The organism is Aquabacterium sp. (genome assembly GCF_048860245.1).
Lineage (GTDB): Bacteria > Pseudomonadota > Gammaproteobacteria > Burkholderiales > Burkholderiaceae_C > Aquabacterium.
Genome location: NZ_JBLIZW010000107.1, coordinates 19,922 through 37,894, shown reverse-complemented (window position 1 = coordinate 37,894; position 17,973 = coordinate 19,922). Strand labels below are relative to the sequence as shown.

At 62.9% G+C, this 17,973-nt stretch carries 15 protein-coding genes; 8 read left to right on the top strand and 7 right to left on the bottom strand.

All coding sequences use genetic code 11. The annotated features are described in order from the left end of the window. Positions 1-54: 54 nt before the first annotated feature. The 4 genes from ACMV18_RS12225 to ACMV18_RS12210 are packed head-to-tail and all read right to left on the bottom strand — an operon-like array spanning position 55 to position 3,369. A complete protein-coding gene (locus ACMV18_RS12225; protein ID WP_374255640.1) occupies positions 55-1,509 on the bottom strand; it encodes an NAD(P)(+) transhydrogenase (Re/Si-specific) subunit beta in 1,455 nt (484 codons plus the stop codon). Next, positions 1,510-1,818 carry an NAD(P) transhydrogenase subunit alpha gene (locus ACMV18_RS12220; RefSeq protein WP_374255638.1) on the bottom strand — a complete coding sequence of 103 codons (309 nt, stop codon included), beginning with the start codon at positions 1,816-1,818 and terminating at the stop codon, positions 1,510-1,512. A 28-nt stretch (positions 1,819-1,846) separates the two neighbouring features. Continuing rightward, complete coding sequence (gene panD, locus ACMV18_RS12215; protein ID WP_374255636.1) at positions 1,847-2,212, bottom strand: aspartate 1-decarboxylase; 366 nt, start codon at positions 2,210-2,212, stop codon at positions 1,847-1,849. Between the two features lie 41 nt (positions 2,213-2,253). Next, the gene (locus tag ACMV18_RS12210; protein ID WP_374255634.1) at positions 2,254-3,369 is read right to left on the bottom strand and encodes a Re/Si-specific NAD(P)(+) transhydrogenase subunit alpha; all 1,116 of its coding nucleotides are present in this window, start codon (positions 3,367-3,369) and stop codon (positions 2,254-2,256) included. 247 nt (positions 3,370-3,616) lie between these two features. On the opposite strand from ACMV18_RS12210, the gene ACMV18_RS12205 reads away from it, so the two are divergent. The 5 genes from ACMV18_RS12205 (at position 3,617) to ACMV18_RS12185 (ending at position 7,511) form a co-directional block, all read left to right on the top strand. Next, positions 3,617-4,171: an NUDIX hydrolase gene (locus ACMV18_RS12205; protein ID WP_374255633.1), complete on the top strand. Its 555-nt coding sequence runs from the start codon at positions 3,617-3,619 to the stop codon at positions 4,169-4,171. A gap of 19 nt (positions 4,172-4,190) precedes the next feature. Then, entirely contained in the window at positions 4,191-5,324 is a 1,134-nt protein-coding gene (gene mnmA / locus ACMV18_RS12200; RefSeq protein ID WP_420818074.1) for a tRNA 2-thiouridine(34) synthase MnmA, read from the top strand. Continuing rightward, positions 5,321-5,854, top strand: coding sequence for a PIN domain-containing protein (locus ACMV18_RS12195; RefSeq protein ID WP_420818073.1), 534 nt, complete (start codon positions 5,321-5,323; stop codon positions 5,852-5,854). The genes mnmA and ACMV18_RS12195 overlap by 4 nt, the downstream gene beginning before the upstream one ends. Further along, a complete protein-coding gene (locus ACMV18_RS12190) occupies positions 5,847-6,410 on the top strand; it encodes a hypothetical protein (RefSeq protein WP_420818072.1) in 564 nt (187 codons plus the stop codon). The genes ACMV18_RS12195 and ACMV18_RS12190 overlap by 8 nt, the downstream gene beginning before the upstream one ends. 141 nt (positions 6,411-6,551) lie before the next feature. Continuing rightward, a complete protein-coding gene (locus ACMV18_RS12185; RefSeq protein WP_420818071.1) occupies positions 6,552-7,511 on the top strand; it encodes a PaaI family thioesterase in 960 nt (319 codons plus the stop codon). A gap of 6 nt (positions 7,512-7,517) precedes the next feature. Here the strand turns inward: ACMV18_RS12185 and glpD are convergent, their stop codons facing one another. Genes glpD through ACMV18_RS12170 form a run of 3 tightly spaced genes read right to left on the bottom strand, consistent with a single transcriptional unit; the run spans position 7,518 to position 14,937 of the window. Further along, positions 7,518-9,077 carry a glycerol-3-phosphate dehydrogenase gene (glpD, locus tag ACMV18_RS12180; protein ID WP_420818070.1) on the bottom strand — a complete coding sequence of 520 codons (1,560 nt, stop codon included), beginning with the start codon at positions 9,075-9,077 and terminating at the stop codon, positions 7,518-7,520. Between the two features lie 11 nt (positions 9,078-9,088). Then, a complete protein-coding gene (locus ACMV18_RS12175; protein ID WP_420818069.1) occupies positions 9,089-13,801 on the bottom strand; it encodes a PAS domain S-box protein in 4,713 nt (1,570 codons plus the stop codon). Further along, positions 13,798-14,937, bottom strand: a complete 1,140-nt coding sequence (locus tag ACMV18_RS12170; RefSeq protein WP_420818068.1) for an HD-GYP domain-containing protein — start codon at positions 14,935-14,937, stop codon at positions 13,798-13,800. The genes ACMV18_RS12175 and ACMV18_RS12170 overlap by 4 nt, the downstream gene beginning before the upstream one ends. A gap of 240 nt (positions 14,938-15,177) precedes the next feature. Here ACMV18_RS12170 and ACMV18_RS12165 point away from each other — a divergent pair, with 240 nt between their 5' ends. From ACMV18_RS12165 to ACMV18_RS12155, 3 genes are read left to right on the top strand one after another with little or no spacing between them, the layout of a single operon-like run. Beyond that, positions 15,178-15,957 (top strand): DeoR/GlpR family DNA-binding transcription regulator, encoded by a 780-nt coding sequence (locus ACMV18_RS12165; protein ID WP_374255619.1) that lies wholly within the window; start codon positions 15,178-15,180, stop codon positions 15,955-15,957. 4 nt (positions 15,958-15,961) lie between these two features. After that, on the top strand, positions 15,962-17,488 hold the full coding sequence (glpK, locus tag ACMV18_RS12160) for a glycerol kinase GlpK (RefSeq protein WP_420818067.1): 1,527 nt from the start codon (positions 15,962-15,964) through the stop codon (positions 17,486-17,488). Between the two features lies 1 nt (position 17,489). Next, a complete protein-coding gene (locus ACMV18_RS12155) occupies positions 17,490-17,942 on the top strand; it encodes a PACE efflux transporter (protein WP_420818066.1) in 453 nt (150 codons plus the stop codon). The last annotated feature ends 31 nt before the right edge of the window (positions 17,943-17,973 follow it).

Here is a 17,973-nt window from a genome sequence, read left to right as displayed (position 1 = left end):
CGCCCATGAAAAAACCGGGCACAGGGCCCGGTTTTGTCGGTTTGGCAAAGCGCCTTATTCGACGGCCTTGACCATGTCTTCGACCACCTTCTTGGCATCGCCGAAGACCATCATGGTCTTGTCCATGTAGAACAACTCGTTGTCCAGACCCGCATAGCCGGAGGCCATCGAACGCTTGTTCACGATCACGGTCTTGGCCTTGTAGGCTTCCAGAATCGGCATGCCGTAGATCGGGCTGCCCTTCACGTGCGCAGCAGGGTTCACCACGTCGTTGGCGCCCAGGATGATGGCCACATCGGCCTGACCAAACTCGGCGTTGATGTCTTCCATCTCGAACACCTGGTCGTACGGCACTTCTGCCTCGGCCAGCAACACGTTCATGTGACCGGGCATGCGACCGGCCACAGGGTGAATCGCGTACTTCACGCTCACGCCCTTTTCGGTCAGCTTGGCGGCCAGTTCCTTCACGGCGTGCTGCGCACGGGCCACGGCCAAGCCGTAGCCCGGCACGATGATCACGGTTTCCGCATTGCCCAGGATGAAGGCTGCATCGTCAGCCGAACCGCTCTTGACCGAGCGCTGCTGTTGCGCACCACCGGCAGCCGCGGCACCCGCGTCACCACCGAAGCCACCCAGGATCACGTTGAAGAACGAACGGTTCATCGCCTTGCACATGATGTACGAGAGGATGGCACCGGACGAACCCACCAGCGAACCGGCAATGATCAGCATCGGGTTGTTCAGCGAGAAGCCAATGCCCGCAGCGGCCCAGCCCGAGTAGCTGTTGAGCATCGACACCACCACGGGCATGTCTGCACCGCCGATGGGGATGATGATCAGCACACCCAGGATGAAGCTCAGCGCGATCAGGGCCACGAACACGTCCATGCGTTGCGTGGCCATGAAGGTGCCAATCAAGCCCACCGCCAGCAGACCCAGCACCAGGTTCAGCATGTGCTGACCCTTAAAGATGACGGGTGCGCCTTGGAACAGACGGAACTTGTACTTGCCACTCAGCTTGCCGAAGGCAATGACCGAGCCCGAGAAGGTGATGGCACCAATGGCGGCGCCCAAGGACAGCTCCAGGCGGTTGCCCACTGGAATCTCGGCCAGGACATCGCCAATTGGCTTGGCCACGATCTGGAAGGCGTAAGGCTCGGCCACCACGGCCACCGCGATGAACACCGCAGCCAGACCGATCATGCTGTGCATGAAGGCCACCAGCTCCGGCATCTTGGTCATCTCGACGCGCTTGGCCATCACGGCACCGGCGCCACCGCCAATCACCAGACCCGCCAAGACGTAGCCAATGCCTTCAGCAAAGTTGAGCTGCAAAGCCTGGACCTGACCATGGATCAGGCCAATCGTGGTCAGCACGGCAATGGTCATGCCGGTCATGCCAAACAGGTTGCCGCGAATCGAGGTCGTGGGGTGGCTCAGACCCTTGAGGGCCTGAATGAAAAACACCGAGGCGACCAAGTACAGCAGTGCAATCAGGTTCATGCTCATTTACTTGGCCCCCGCCTTCTTGTCCTTCTTCTTGAACATTTCCAGCATGCGGCGTGTCACGAGGAAGCCCCCGAACACATTGACCGCTGCCAGTGCCACAGCCAGCACACCCATGACCTTGCCCAAGGTCGTCACGGTGAGGGCGGCCGCCAGCATGGCGCCCACAATCACAATGGCCGACACGGCATTGGTCACCGCCATCAAGGGCGTGTGCAGTGCGGGGGTCACGTTCCAGACCACGTGATAGCCGACATAAATGGCCAGCACGAAGATGGTCAGGTTGATGACGACGTGGGAAATGGCTTCCATCGCGTTGTCTCCTGGGAGGATGTTGAAATCAATCGAACTTGCGGATTTCCTTGACCTTGTTGCCGGCGTCCAGCAGCACCACCTTGGGCTTGTAGCTGGCAACTTCGGCTTCGGTCATGGGCGCATAGGTGCAGATGATCAGCAGATCGCCCACGGTGGCCTTGCGAGCGGCCGCGCCGTTGAGGGAGATCGTGCCGGAGCCACGGGGCGCCTTGATGATGTAGGTGGCAAAGCGCTCACCGTTGTTGACGTTGTAGAGCTCGATGTACTCGAACTCTTTCATGTCAGCAGCGTCCATCAAGTCTTCGTCGATACCGCAGGAGCCTTCGTAATCCAGAATGGCTTCGGTGACGGTAGCGCGGTGCAGCTTGGCACGCAGCATATTGCGTTGCATGGGGGTACTCCTTCTCTGTGCAGACTGTGCGGCGGTACTTCTTAAGCGCGCAGCAGTTGGCCGTCACGACACATCAAGCACGCCTTGACGATGTCGTCTTCCAGGTCAATGTGGAACTGACCTTCCTTGTTGATGACCAGCTTCAAGAAGTCGATCACATTGCGTGCGTACAGCGAAGAGGCGTCTGCCGCCACCAACGCTGGCAAATTGGTTTCACCCACCAAGGTCACACCGTGCTTGACCACGGTCTGGCCGGCTTCGGTCAGCGGGCAGTTGCCGCCTTGTGCGGCCGCCAGGTCAACGATCACCGAACCGGGCTTCATGGACTTGACCATCTCTTCGGTCACCAGCACCGGCGCAGCACGACCGGGGATCAGGGCCGTGGTGATCACGATGTCAGCCTGGGCGACACGCTTGGCCACTTCGGCCTTCTGACGGTCCAGCCACGATTGGGGCATCGGACGGGCATACCCGCCCACGCCTTCGGCTGCTTCTTTTTCTTCGGCCGTTTCATAGGGCACGTCGATGAACTTGGCGCCCAGCGACTCGACCTGCTCCTTCACCGAAGGACGCACATCGGACGCTTCAATGACGGCGCCCAGGCGCTTGGCCGTGGCAATGGCCTGCAAGCCAGCCACGCCCACACCCAGGATCACGACGCGCGCGGCCTTCACGGTCCCGGCTGCGGTCATCAGCATGGGGAAGAGGCGCTGGTACTTGTCGGCGGCAATCATGACGGCCTTGTAGCCAGCCAGGTTGGCCTGCGACGACAGCACGTCCATGCTCTGCGCACGGGTGGTACGGGGAGCGGCTTCCAGGGCAAATGCCGTCAGCTTGGCATCGGTCAGGGCTTGCAGACCATCCTTGTCGAAAGGATTGAGCATGCCCACCAGCACCGCGCCGGGCTTCATCAACGCACGCTCGTTTGCAAACGGCGAGCGGACCTTGAGCACCATGTCGGCGCCCAGGGCACCGGCAGCATCCGTGATCTCGGCGCCGGCAGCCACATAGGCTTCGTCCGTCACGCTGGCGGCCACGCCCGCGCCCGACTGCACCAACAGGGTGTGGCCTTGTGCCTTCAATTTCTTGACGGTCTCCGGGGTCACCGCCACGCGGGTCTCGCCGACTGTGGTCTCCAAGGGTACGCCAATGAACATCCGTATCTCCTGCTAAGGGGGTTGCGCCGCGTGGTTCGGGCGTCTAGGAACATGTCAAACGTGCCAGCATACACAAACTTATCGGGGTTTCTCCCCTTAGGGTCTGTCAAGGCACACGGAGCTGCCCGAGTTGCAAGGCATATTTGACGGCATTCGTTGTCAGTTTGCATGCCCCCCAGCAAGGGGGGAATCCCGTTCGCAGCGCCGACACACGAACGTCACCCTATTGGCGGATAATGTCTGGCTCATGAACACCGCCGATCTGTTGAAGGCGATTCCGCCTGCCACTGCACCCGCCACCCCCAAGGTGCGCTGGAAGCCCAACGTCACCGTTGCAGCGCTCATCGAGCGCGATGGCCGCTTTCTGCTGGTCGAGGAAGAAACCTCCGACGGGCTGCTGCTCAACAATCCTGCGGGTCACCTGGATCCGGGTGAATCCCCCCTCCAGGGTGTGATCCGCGAAACCTTGGAAGAGACCGCGCGCGAGTTCACCCCGGAAGGCTTTCTGGGTATGTACATGTCCCGATTCCGGCGCACGCGCACCGGTGAAGACATCACTTATTTGCGTCTGGCTTTTTTTGGTTCGGTGGGTGACGCCGACCCCACACTGTCGCTGGATGACGGCATCGTGCGCGCCGTGTGGATGACGGCCGACGAAATCCGCGCCTGCCCCGAGCGTCACCGCAGCCCGCTGGTGCTGGAGTGCCTGGAAAGCTACCTGGCCGGCCAGCGCTACCCGCTCGACATTCTGACCGTGCACGAGAGTGTGTTTTCGGCGCCGTCGTACCATCGGGCCTCCTGAGCTTTTTTTCTGATCTGACATGCAACAGAGGCAACGCGTCGTCGTGGGCCTGAGTGGCGGCGTGGATTCCGCCGTCAGCGCCTGGCTGCTCAAGCAGCAAGGCCACGAGGTCATCGGCATCTTCATGAAGAACTGGGAAGATGATGACGACAGCGAGTACTGCTCGAGCCGTCAGGACTTCCTGGATGCCGCATCGGTGGCCGACGTGATCGGCATCGAGATCGAACACGTGAACTTCGCGTCCGACTACAAGGACCGCGTGTTTGCCGAGTTCTTGCGCGAGTACCAGGCTGGCCGCACGCCGAACCCGGACGTGCTGTGCAACGCCGAGATCAAGTTCAAGGCCTTTCTGGACCACGCCATGCGCCTGGGTGCCGAAAAGATTGCCACGGGCCACTACGCCCGCGTGCGGTCGGTGGCCGACGCCTCGTACGAAGGCGGCCTGCGCTACGAGTTGCTGAAAGGCCTGGACCCCCTCAAGGATCAGAGCTACTTTTTGCACCGCCTCAACCAGGCGCAGTTGGCCAAGACGATGTTCCCGGTGGGCGAGTTGCCCAAGACCGAGGTGCGCCGCATCGCCGACGAGATCAAGCTGCCCAACGCCAAGAAAAAGGATTCGACCGGGATCTGCTTCATTGGCGAGCGTCCGTTCCGCGAGTTCCTCAACCGCTATCTGTCGAACACACCCGGCCCCATCAAGGACGACCGGGGTCGCAAGCTGGGTGAACACGTGGGCCTGAGCTTTTACACGCTGGGCCAACGCAAAGGCATTGGCATTGGCGGCGTGAAAGAAAAGGGCGCCCCCCGCGGCGGTGGTGAGCACGAGCCCTGGTTCGTGGCCCGCAAGGACATGGCCAACAACACCCTGTACGTGGTGCAGGGGCACGACCACCCCTGGCTGCAACAGCACACCCTGCTGGCCGACGACCTGAGCTGGGTCGATGGCCGCGGGCCCAGCGTGGGCACGCAGCCGCTGGGTGCCAAGACCCGCTACCGGCAGGCCGACGCGCCATGCGACATCCTGCTGGCCAACGGTCAGGAGATCGCCCTGCGCTTCCCGCAGGCCCAGTGGGCCGTGACGCCAGGCCAATCGGCCGTGCTGTACCAAGGCGAGGTGTGCCTGGGCGGCGGCGTGATCAGCCGCGCCGAATGAGCACACCACCCGGCAACCTGCCCGACGGCGCGTCGCTGGCGGCACAGGACCCGCGCCCCATCGTCATCCTGGACACGAATGCGCTGCTGGACTGGCGGGTGTTCAAAGACCCGTCGGCCCAGCCCATCGTCGAGGCCATCCTGGCCGGACAGGTGCGGTGGGTGGCCTGCCCGTCCATGGAGCAGGAGTGGCACCAGGTCTGGCCCCGCAGCTACCTGAAGGCGTGGACCCCGGACCCCATGCTGACGCTGACCGTGTTTCAGCACGCAACGTTCGTGGCCGAGCCACCGCGCTGCGGCTTGCGTTGCAAGGACCCGGACGATCAGGTTTTCATCGACCTGGCCATGCACGTTCGGGCACGGTGGCTGTTCAGCAAGGACGCTGCGCTGCTCAAACTGGGCAAGCGGGCCTTCAAGCAGGCCGGGGTCGAAGTGCTGCGTTTACCGCAATGGACAGGCATGGCCTCGGACGGGGCTGGCGCAGCGCCCCAGCCCCTTGGCCTTGGAACAGGAGATGCACGTGATGTCTGAAGTATGCCGTCAGCGACGTTGGCTGTGGATGAGTGTGCCGGTGCTGGGTTTGGCCGCCTGCGCCAGTTTGCTGGGTCCTCGCACGGTCGAGATCTCGCAAAAGGAGTTGACCGAGAAGCTCGACAAGCGCTTTCCGATCAGCCAGCGCATGCTGAATGTGCTGGACGTGCAAGCCACCCGCCCCAGCCTGACCATGCTGGCCGACACCAACCGGGTTCGGGCGGCCATCCCTGTGCAAGCGCGTGACCGCTTGCTGGGCCAGTCCTACCAGGGACAGATCCAGGTGAGCTTTGGCTTGCGCTATGTGGCCACGGATCGCAGCATCCGGCTCACACAGGTCCAGGTGGATCAGGTGCAGATTGCCGGTGTGCCCGAGGCCTACCAGCGCGGCCTGACGCGCATTGGTGCGCTGTTGGCCGAAGACAGCCTGCAGGACTACACGATTCACCAATTCAAGCCCGAAGACCTGCAAACAGCCCATCGGCTGGGCTACGAGGTGAAGGACATTCAAGTGACATCGACCGGTCTGGCCATTCACCTCCAGCCCAGTCCCTGAGTCGCAACCGGCAGGCCGCCCGCAGCCAGAACATGCGGAAAATGTGACCTTGCCTGTCAATTTCTGCAGCAGGGAGACACAAAAAGGTTCAGTTTGTGGACAATGGCGCCTCTACGTGTTTTCACTGAGGCAGTCCACATCATGAGCATCTTCAGCGGTGACTCCCGCACCACCTGGGTTCAGGCCTTCATCTCCGGCATTCCGTATGCCGCCCATTCAGGCATGCAGGTGGTGGACATGGGCAAAGGTCACGCCAGCCTGCTGCTGCCCGCCCGCGACACCTGGACCGGCGACACCACGCGCAACCTGATCCACCCGGGCTGCCTCAGTGTGCTGGCCGACACTGCCTGCGGGGTGGCTGTGGGCTGCGCTTTGGATGAGATGGAGCCCTTCGCCACCCTGGACCTGCGCATGGACTACCTGCGCCCGCCTGTGGCCAACATCAACACGATTTGTCGCGCCGAGTGCCATCGCCTGTCGCGCAGCGTGGCCTTCGTGCGGGGCGAATTGTTCCAGTTGGGCCAAGCCGAACCGGTCGCCACGGTGAACGCCACCTTCATGCGCGCCACGGCCAATACGCGGCGCAAAGATCTGAAGTCGGCCCCGACGCCGTCTGAAGCAGCGGCCAACCTGATCGCCCCCACCAGTGTGGAGAGCAGCCACTTCATCACCAGCGTGGCCGCCGACACTCCCGAGGTCCCGGCCCTGGCTGGCGGCCGCTCACCCTACGTCGAGTTTCTGAACATCCACAAGCAAGCGCAAATTGACGCTGGCCCGGTGTTCCGCCTGCCCTTCAAGTCTGAATTGATCGGCAACCCCATGCTGCCCGCCATTCATGGTGGCGTCCTCGCCGGTTTCGGTGAAACCGCCATGTTGCTGCACCTGATCGACACCAATCCCGGCATCGGGGTGCCCCGCAGCGTGGACTTCGCCATTGCCTACATGCGCTCGGCCAAGCCGGTGGACACGTTTGCACAGTGCTCGACCATCCGCCAAGGCAACCGCGTGGCGCTGGCGCAGGTGTCCATCTGGCAGGATGACCCGCAGCGCCCCGTGGCCAATGCACGCGGTCACTTCCTGATGCCTCGCGAAGAGGAATGAGGCGCTTTACCCCTGGGCCATGAGCCAGTCGGCCACGGCCTGCTGCTCGCTGGGGGTGTAGTGCAAGCCCAGCTTGCTGCGGCGCCAGAGGATGTCCTCGGCCGTTCTGGCCCACTCATGCCGCTGAAGGTAGCTCAGTTCGATCTCATGCAAGCCGGGCGCCACTTCCCGGCCCAAGCCTTCGGGCTGAGTGACGTGCGCCAGCATCCGAAACACCCGGCCACCGTAGGCACGACACCACCGGTATGCCAGCGCATGATCCAGCCAGGGGAGCTGGCGCAGCAAATGCGCCTGTAATCCGGCAAAGGCAGCTTGAGGATGGACCCACACCTCGTCGGTGTTCACATGCTCCAGCAAGTTGCCACCGGGCAACCATGCATGCGCCGTCCAAGGCAAACGCTTGGACCCCAGTAACGCGCCCACCTGGGTCGCCGCTTGCTCAGCCAGCACGCGAAAGGTCGTGATCTTGCCGCCCCACACGGTCAGCCAGGGCGCCGGTGCGTCGCTCACCTGCAGTCGATAGTCTCGTGTCACCGCAGATGCCGAGCGCTGCGCGTCGTCCAGCAAGGGGCGTACCCCGGCATAGCTCCACCGAACGTCTTGCGGTGTCACGGCTTGCCTCAGGTAGCGATTGACCGTCTGGCAAAGGTAGGTGACTTCATCGTCGTCAATGCGCACGGCCGATGGATCGCCCTGGAACGCCACATCGGTGGTGCCGATGAGGGTGAAGTCCTGCTCGTAAGGGATCACGAACACGATGCGGCCATCCTCCCCCTGCAAGATGTAGGCGTGGTCGTGCTTCGTACAGCGTGGCACCACAATGTGGCTGCCCTTGACCAGCCGCAGGTGTGTCGGGTTGCTGCGCACGCCCATGCCATCTCGCAACACGCGCTCCACCCAAGGTCCTGCGGCATTGACAACGGCACGGGCCCGCAAGATCGTGGGCTCCCGTGCCCCTTGTGACTGCAGGGTGGCACACCATCCATCGCCATCGGGCGTGATGTGGGTACAGCGCGTCCGTGTGAGGATGCTGGCACCCAGTTCGGATGCATCCATGGCACACAACACCACCAGCCTGGCATCGTCCACCCAGCCATCGGAATAGACAAAGCCACGTTGCCACTGCGGCTGCAGCGGCTCGCCCAGGGCAGAGCGGCTCAGATCCACTGCCTCACAGCCCGGCAGGAAGCGACGCGGCGCCAGGTGGTCGTACAACCATAGGCCCATGCGAATCATCCACGCAGGTCGCATGTGGGCATCATGCGGCAACACAAACCGCATGGGCCACATGATGTGCGGCGCAGACCGCAGCAGTCGTTCCCGCTCCAGCAAGGCTTTGCGTACCAGTCCAAATTCACGGTACTCCAGGTAGCGCAAGCCACCGTGGATCAGCTTGGACGACGACGACGAGGTATGCGCCCCCAGATCATCCTGCTCACACAAGACCACGCGCCAGCCTCGCCCGGCCAGATCACGCGCAATGCCAGCGCCATTGATGCCACCGCCCACCACCAAGACGTCACAAGCCTGGTCTGACCCGAGCAAACTGTTGACACGTTGCGACATGTTGGCGCCACTCATTGCCAGCCCTGATCCAGCGTCAATGCGGTATCCAGCGCTGTCAGCGCCGCCGCAAAATCAAAAGCTTCGATGGCTCGATTCAACCCGTTCCAGGTTTCGTCAGGCCAGACTGCCCGCATGGGTGGGCCCAATTCGCGCCAGGTCACATAGGCTTGCATGTCGTTTTGCATCAGGCTGTGACGCAATTGCTTCAAGCGGCCCAGCAGCTCAGGTGATGTCACCGGCACGGGCTGCGGGGCCATCGACGACACCGCCAGGATCTGGTCAATGTGCGCCATCGCCGGCTGGAGCGCCGCTTCCAGCGCCGAGAGCAGCGGCTGCCACGCCACAACGTCCACGTCAGCGTGGCAGGCCAGCTCCAGCGTTTCAGCCGCATCACGCAAGGCCCCCATGCCCAGGATGGCGGCCACCGATTTGAGCGAATGGGCCGCACGCTGGACCTCGCCCCACCGCTCGTCACGCATCAGCTCGGTCAGCCGCTCGATATCGTGTGCATGAGCCGACCGGAAGGTCTGGAGCATTTGCACATAGCGCTCACGCCGTCCGCCGAGGTAAGCCACACCCGCATCGGTATCGATGACGCCGGCAGGCCAAGTGACCTCCAATGGCATGCGGTCGCTGACGCGAGGCGCCTCCGACACCGCCAGCCACTGCGACAGCACCTGCCGCAACATGTCGGGCTCCACCGGCTTGGCCACAAAGCCGTTCATGCCTGCGGCTTCGCAACGCAAGCGGTCTTCCGTGAACGCGTTGGCCGTCATGGCCACGATGGGGACATCGCCCCCCTGCGGCAGCAGACGAATCTGCTGCGTCGCGGTCACGCCATCCATCACAGGCATTTGCATGTCCATCAAGATCAGGTCATAGGCGTGATCCTGCACCAGGGTCAAGGCCTCCTGTCCGTTGCCTGCCAGATCCACGGTCAAACCAAAGCTCTTCAAGATCTCGGAGGCCACTTCCTGATTGATCTGGTTGTCTTCGACCAGCAGCACATGAGCGTCCGCGCGCAACTCGGCCGCCACGCGAGGGGTCGCTTGCGGAAGCTTGGCGCGGTCACCCGGTTTCAGGCAAACCGTGAACCAGAAGCGGCTGCCTTTGCCCAGCTCGCTGTCCACACCGGCATCGCCCCCCATCAGCCGCGCCAGCTTGCGGGAAATGGCCAGTCCGAGCCCCGTTCCGCCGTACTTGCGTGTGGTGGAGGCTTCGGCTTGCTCAAAAGCCGAGAACAGGCGCTCCATGTCTTCCGCCCTGATGCCGATGCCGGTGTCTTGCACTTCAAACCGCACACGGATGTCGTCGGACTGACGGGCGATCAACTGTGCACGCAACACGACCCCACCTTCGTGGGTGAACTTCACAGCATTGGCCAGATAGTTGATCAGGATCTGGCCCAGCCTCAGCGGATCCCCTTCCACGGCCATGCCGTACAACTGCGGATCGATGTCGGTCTGGAGGGTCAGATGCTTGGCACGGTAGCGGTCGCTCATCATGCTGAACACATGGTCGATCGTGGCCGGAATCAGGAAAGCATGCTGCTCCAGCTGCAGGCGCTCAGCCTCGATCTTGGACAAATCCAGGATGTCATTGATGACCCCCAGCAAATGCTTGCCCGAGAGCATGATCTTGTCGACCCGCGCCAGCTGCTCAGGCGTTTGCAGCTGCGGCTTGAGCAGGTGCGCAAAGCCAATGATGGCGTTGAGCGGCGTGCGGATCTCATGGCTCACGTTGGCCAGGAAGGTGCTCTTGGCCCGGTTGGCGGTTTCGGCGGCCCGCATGGCTTGCTCCAGCTCCAGCGTCCGTGTCTGCACCAGCTCTTCCAGATGCTGACGGTGCTGGATCAGTTCGGCCTCGTCGCGCTTGCGCTGCGTCACATCCTCCTTGACCGCCACATAGTGCGTGATCTGCCCTTGCAGATTGCGCATGGGCGAAATGCTGGCCGCCTCGACGTACTCCTGCCCGTTCTTGCGACGATTGATGAACTCGCCGTGCCAGACCTCTCCTCGCAACAAGGTGGCCCACAGGTCGTCGTAGGTCTCAGCAGAGGTGCGCCCCGACTGCAACATGCGCGGATAGCGGCCAATCGCTTCGGCCCGCGCATAGCCGGTGGTCTGGCAGAAGCACTCGTTGACGTACTCGATGCGACCGGCCAGGTCGGTGATCATGATGCCGTTGGAGCTTTGCTCCACCGCCAGAGACAGCTTGTGAATGGTCTCTTCGATTTCACGCTTTTCCGTGATGTCACGGGCAATTTTGGACGCCCCGATGACTTGCCCCTGCAGATCATGAATGGGCGAAATCGTGGCCGAGACCACGATGTGCTGACCATCCTTGCGCACCCGTTCGGTTTCCAGATGCTCGACTTTCTCACCTCGACTGATGCGCGCGAGGAGGTCGGACTCTTCATGTTCCCGACCCGGCGGCAGCATCAGCGCCATCGACTGTCCGATGGCTTCTTCCGCCTTGTAACCGTAGATGCGCTCCGCCCCCGGATTCCAGCTCTGGATGCGCCCATCCAGCGCCGTACTGATGATGGCATCGTCCGATGATCGAACAATCAACTCGTACTGCTGTCGCTGCGCCTCCAGATGCTTGCGCGCCGTGATGTCGGTCCACACGGCGTGCAGCACACGCTTCGCACCGACCTCGATCACGGTGAGCAACACATCCGCATCAAATGGTGAGCCATCCAATCGGGTGTGAACCCATTCGAAGCGAAGGCTGCCTTGCGACATCGCTTGCTCGACCTTGCGAGAAACCTCATCGCGTGACAACTTGCCGTCTGGCTGATAGGTCGGCGAGAAGTCATCCAGCCGCTTACCCAGAACGTCCTTCAAGCTGGCGCAGCCCAGCATGTCGAGCGTGGCCTGGTTGGCATCCACAAACATCCCGTCTTCGACCAGAAACTGCGGTTGCCGAGACTCTTTGAACAAGCGGCGGAAGCGCTCTTCGCTTTGGCGCAGACGCTCGTCGGCCTCTCGCACATCGGTGATGTCCAGCAAGATGCCACGGAAGACGCCGGGATGATGCTCGTCAACCTGACGAAGCAGTTGCCCCCGCCCTGCCACCCAAATCCAGTGTCCGGCATCGTGGCGCACACGGAACTCGGTTTCAAAGTAGCGGGTTTCACCCTTTTGATGCTGAACCCATCGCTCCCTCAGTTCAGGCAAATCGTCCGGGTGCACACGCGGCGAAAGGCGGGCCAAGGTCAGCGGGGTCAGGGACGCCAGCGTGCAGCCCAGCATCTCGGCAAAACGCGCATTGATGTGGATCTCCGGCTGATCCATCACCCATTCCCATGCGCCGGCATGGGTGGCGTCCAGAATGGTCTGCAACCGTGCCCGCTCGTCCACCAAGGCGCGCTGCGCCAGCATGCGCTGGGTGATGTCAGTCCAGATCTGCGACTGGTAGCGACGGCCATCGATCGTCAAGAGCTTGACGCTGATGTGAATGTGAACCAGTGAACCATCCTTGCGGCGTCGCAAGGTGTCGAACTCGTGATGCTCGTTGAGCTTGAGCTGCGCGATCCAGTCCCTGATCTCGGACTCGTTCAACGCACCTTGCACGTCTGGCAAGCGCAGCCCACTCATTTCATCGCGTGAGTAGCCCAAGAGGCGACACGCCGCATCGTTGAATTCGACGAACGACAGGGTCTCGACATCTACCAGGGCGATGCCGTCTTCGGCCAAGGACACAATGGCGGAGAAGATGTCTTCACGTCGGCGCGCCAATGCGCGCTCACGGCGCAGCCACATCATGCGCGTCAAGCGCTCGGCCACAGCTTGCAGCAAGGCCTGCTTCGAAGGCAACGGGCCACATGCAGGCTTGAGACAGCGCCCCACGATCCAGCCAGGCTGGGCGGCATCACCAAACGGCAAACGAATCTGGCAAGACGCGTCCTGGTCCGGCAAGGGAGCGCCGTACACCGCCCCGTCCAGCACAATGGACACCGCACACCGCTCTGGGTCGTGCCAGCCACGCGGCAACGCCATCGCCAGTTGTTGCCACATCTGCTCCGGATCCAGTGCCTCGTCTTCGGTCAGACGCAGCACTTCGTTCATGCACTGGCGTTCGGCCACGCGTTCGTGCAATTCCTCAATCGCTTGAGTCTCCCGAGTGATGTCACGGGCCACGCCCAGCACACCCAGCACATGCCCCTGCGCATCACGCACTGCCACTTTCTGCGTTCGATACAAGCCGGTGTAACTGCCGTCTTTGAGGGTCAGCCACTCTTCAAACACATGGGGCTTGTCGCGGCCCATCGCAATGCGATCATCTTTGCGGAAGGCCTCCGCCACGGGTGTCGGCACAAACGCTTCGTCACGGCGACCGACCACATCGGCTTCGGGTGCGCCACACAGCGGTTCGAACCCCGGGTTGCAGAACATGTAGACCCCATCAGGGTCCTTCATCCAGACCAGGTCCGGCAGGGCATGCAAAAGGGTGCGCAATCGGGCGCGCTCGGCATCCAGTGCTTCCACCTGCTCGGTCAAGGCCGTGCGGGCCTGACGCAACTGGTTGTTGCGCCACCAGGCATGCAGCAGCAAGGCCGCCAGGCCCATGCCCAGCAACACCACCATCGCCAGCATCCAGGGGTGGTCCATCCAGAGGTCTTGCCAGCTGTTGTGAGCCAGCCAGGTGAGCACCTCCACCGTCATCACCCCCGCCAGCAGCACAATCGCCACCGCCAACATCCAGCGACTGAGCTTCATGGCAGCACTCCGGCTTCGCCTTCCGGAGGCTTCTCGGCAAACCTGGCTGCGATGCGCGCGAAGGCATCACGACGACGCAAGTAGGCGTCCACCACATCCGGGTCGAAGTGCTGACCTCGGCCCTCCAGCAAGATGGCCTCGGCTCGTTCCAGGCTGAACGCGTCCTTGTAGGTGCGCTTGCTGATGAGGGCATCAAACACATCGGCCAAGGCCATCAGCCGCGCCGAGAGCGGAATCTCGTCACCTTTCAGACGGTCGGGATAGCCGGAGCCATCCCACTTTTCATGGTGATGCCGCGCGATGTCGATGGCGTCATGCAGAAAACTCAGAGCGTCCTGATCGGGTTCGAGCTGGATGGCGCGCACGATCGCATCGGCGCCGATCTGGGCGTGGGTCATCATCACCACCCACTCTTCGGGCGTGAGCTTGCCCGGCTTGAGCAGGATGTTGTCCGGGATGCCCACCTTGCCAATGTCGTGCAGCGGAGCCGCTTTGGCATACGCGTCAATCACGTCCGGGGTGAGGACCTCGGCATAGCGCGGCAGCGTCGCCATTTCGGTGGCCAGTTCACGCACATAGGCCTGTGTGCGCAAGATGTGATTGCCGGTTTCGTTGTCTCGCACTTCGGCCAGGCAGGCCAAGGCGCGCAACACCACGTCTTGCAGCTTGTGATATTGCTCGACACGGCGCTCCACCTCATGCGCCAGCCAGGCGTTTTTGTCATACAGGATGTCGCGGGCCTGCTTGAGTTGCAGTTGCGTCTGGACGCGTGCTTTGACGATGGCCGGCTTCACCGGCTTGGTGATGTAGTCGGCCGCGCCCTGGTTCAGCCCATAGGCTTCGTCTTCGGTGGCCCCCAGTGCCGTCACAAAGATCACCGGAATCCGGCTGGTGTGCACGTCTGCCTTCAAGCGGCCCAGCACGGCGTAGCCATCCATGCCCGGCATCATGATGTCCAGCAAGATGAGGTCCGGACGCGGCAAGGTATTGGCCAACTCCAACGCGCGCTGACCGGAGTTCGCCACACGCACCTGATAGTCGCTCATCAGGCACTCGCCAAGCACCACCAGATTTTCAGGCGTGTCATCGACCACCAGGATCACCGGACGATCGGTCTGTGCAGACGAGGAGGACACAATGTTTGTCACAATTTGTTTCAACTTGAGAAGCTTAGCCGAGGGGCTTCACTTTATCCATTTCGACTGAAAGCAATAGCGTGACGACCCGGTAGGAAACCCGGCTGACCGTGATTTATGTGCAGGTCACACTCTCTGAAATTTGTCATTGCTGTCTGGGGCAGCTTTGTGATCGAATACGTTCGCTTTTAATCCTGACGCGCCACAAAAGCAACCTAATTGATCAAGGAGACTTCGTCCATGCCCGTTTCCCCGTGGAGCCCCAATCCGCGCCAGCAAGCGTTGCTGGACGAAGTCCGCGCTCGAGGCGCGGTGTCGGTGGAACGCCTGGCGCAGCGCCTGGACGTGACCATGCAGACCGTGCGTCGGGATGTGCAGCGCCTGGCCGAAGCGGGCCTGCTCTTGCGCTTTCACGGCGGCGTCAGCCTGCCGCGTGAAGCGGTGGCCGCAGGCGCCTGGAAAGAGCGACAAGCCCTGAAAGCCGACGCCAAGGCGCGCATTGCCCGCTCGGTGGCCTCCGCCATCCCGGAAGGCAGCACCTTGATGCTGGGCATTGGCACCACGGTCGAGGCCGTGGCGCGGGAACTGCTCAAGAAAAACGGCCTGCGCGTCATCACCCACAACCTGCACGTCGCCAGCCTGCTGAGCGAACACCCTGACTGCAAGGTGCATGTGGCCGGTGGTGTCTTGCGGGCCCGCGACAGCGCCCTGGAAGGCGACAGCACCGTGGACTTCCTCAAGCAGTTCAAGGTGGACATCACCATCATGACGGCCCTGGGCATCGACGCCGATGGCAGCATCCGCGACCGGGATCAACGTGAAATGCCCGTGGCCCAGGCCATGCGCGATCAGGCCCGCGAGACCTGGCTGGTGGCCGACGTCAGCAAGTTCGGCCAACCTGCGCTGGCGGAAGTCGGCAAGCTGCAAGGCATCCGCCGGGTGTTCACCGAAGCCCTGCCGCCCGCCCCCTTCGCCCAACAGATGCAGGAATGGGGCACCCTGCTGACCATCGCCTCCTGATGCCATGTCCTTGATCCTCGCGCTCGACCAGGGCACCTCCAGCTCCCGCAGCATCGTGTTTGACGAGCAGGGCCACATCCTGGCCAGTGCTCAGCAGGAAATCCGCCAGCATTACCCTCAGCCCGGCTGGGTCGAGCACGACCCGTGGGCCTTGTGGCAAACGCAGCGGGACACGGCGCACAGCGCCCTCATGCAGTTGCGCGCACAGGGCCGTGATCTGCGTGAGGTGCGGGCCGTGGGCATCACCAACCAGCGTGAGACCACGGTCTTGTGGCGCCGCGACACCGGCGAGCCCGTGGCACGCGCCATCGTGTGGCAAGACCGTCGCACCGAGCCCCAGTGTGCCCAGTGGCGAGAAGCCGGCTGGGCCGACACGGTTCGCGAGCGCACCGGCCTGGTCATCGACCCTTACTTTTCGGGCAGCAAGCTCAAATGGTTGCTGGACCACATCCCCGGCGCACGCGAGGCCGCCCTGCGCGGTGAACTGGCCTTCGGCACGGTCGACACCTGGCTGTTGTGGCAGCTCACGGGCGGCAAGGTCCACGCCACGGACGTGAGCAACGCCTCGCGCACCATGCTGTGGAACATCCACGCCCAGGACTGGGACGACGAGTTGCTGCAGCGGCTCGACATCCCGCGCGAGGTACTGCCCACCGTCCACCCCTCCAGCCATCTGTACGGCGAGGTGGCCCCCACCGTCTGGGGCAGCCACCTGGATCTGCCTGGGCTGACCGCCCTGCCCATTGGCGGCATGGCGGGGGACCAGCAAGCCGCCCTGTTTGGTCAGGCCGGGTTCGAAGCCGGTTTGGCCAAGAACACCTACGGCACCGGCTGTTTCATGCTGATGCACACCGGCGGCACGGCCAGCGAATCGGCCAACGGCATGCTCACCACCGCCGCGGCCCAGTTGCCCCAGCAGCCCGCCTATGCGCTGGAAGGCAGCGTGTTCATTGGCGGTGCTGTGGTGCAGTGGTTGCGCGATGGCCTGCACGCCATTCGTGCGGCCAGCGAAGTCCAGTCCCTGGCCGAAAGCGTGCCCGATGCCGGCGGTGTCATGTTCGTGCCGGCCTTTACCGGCCTGGGCGCCCCCTATTGGGACAGCGAAGCGCGAGGCGCCATCGTCGGGCTGACGCGTGGCAGCACCGTGGCGCACATTGCCCGGGCAGCCCTCGAATCCATTGCCTTCCAGAGCGCGGCCCTGCTGCAGGCCATGAGCCGCGACGCGGTGGCCACCGGCGGCCGCCCCGTCACCGAATTGCGCGTTGACGGCGGTGCCTGCGTCAACAACCTGCTCATGCAGTTCCAGGCTGATTTGCTGGGCATCCCCGTGGTGCGCCCGCGCGTGGTCGAGACCACTGCCCTGGGTGCGGCCTATCTGGCAGGACTGGCCACCGGCATCTATGCCGACACCCAGGTGATTGCACGACTTTGGCAGGCCGAGCGCACCTTCTACCCCACCCTGTCTCGGGACCGGGCCGACCAATTGATGGACCAGTGGGCCCGCGCCGTGCGCCAAGCCTGTGCCCACTGACATGACGGCCTGGTGGTTGCCGCTGCAGGGGCCGCAGCGCAAGGTCATTCACGCTGTGCTGTACGAAGCCCTGGCCATCGGCCTGATCACCAGCCTGGTGCCCCTGGTGACCGGTCAAGCGGCCCAGCAAGGCTTGGCACTCGGCCTGATGACCTCGGCACAGGCCTTGATCTGGAACGTGGTGTTCAACACCTTGTTCGAAGCCTGGGAGCGCCGACAGGCCAGTCCGGCCCGCACCGTGCGCCGTCGCATGGCCCACGCCATCGGCTTTGAAGGGGGACTGGTCATCATGACGGTGCCCGTGATCGCCTGGCTGCTGCACATGACGTGGTGGGAGGCGCTGGTGGCCGACCTGGGACTGGTCTTGCTGTTTCTGGTCTACACCTTCTGCTTCAACTGGCTGTTTGACCATGTGTTTGGCCTGCCGCAGCGCAAAACAAGCCACCTCCGCTGACTCAGAGCTGACATGCATTGGTGTGCGCGCA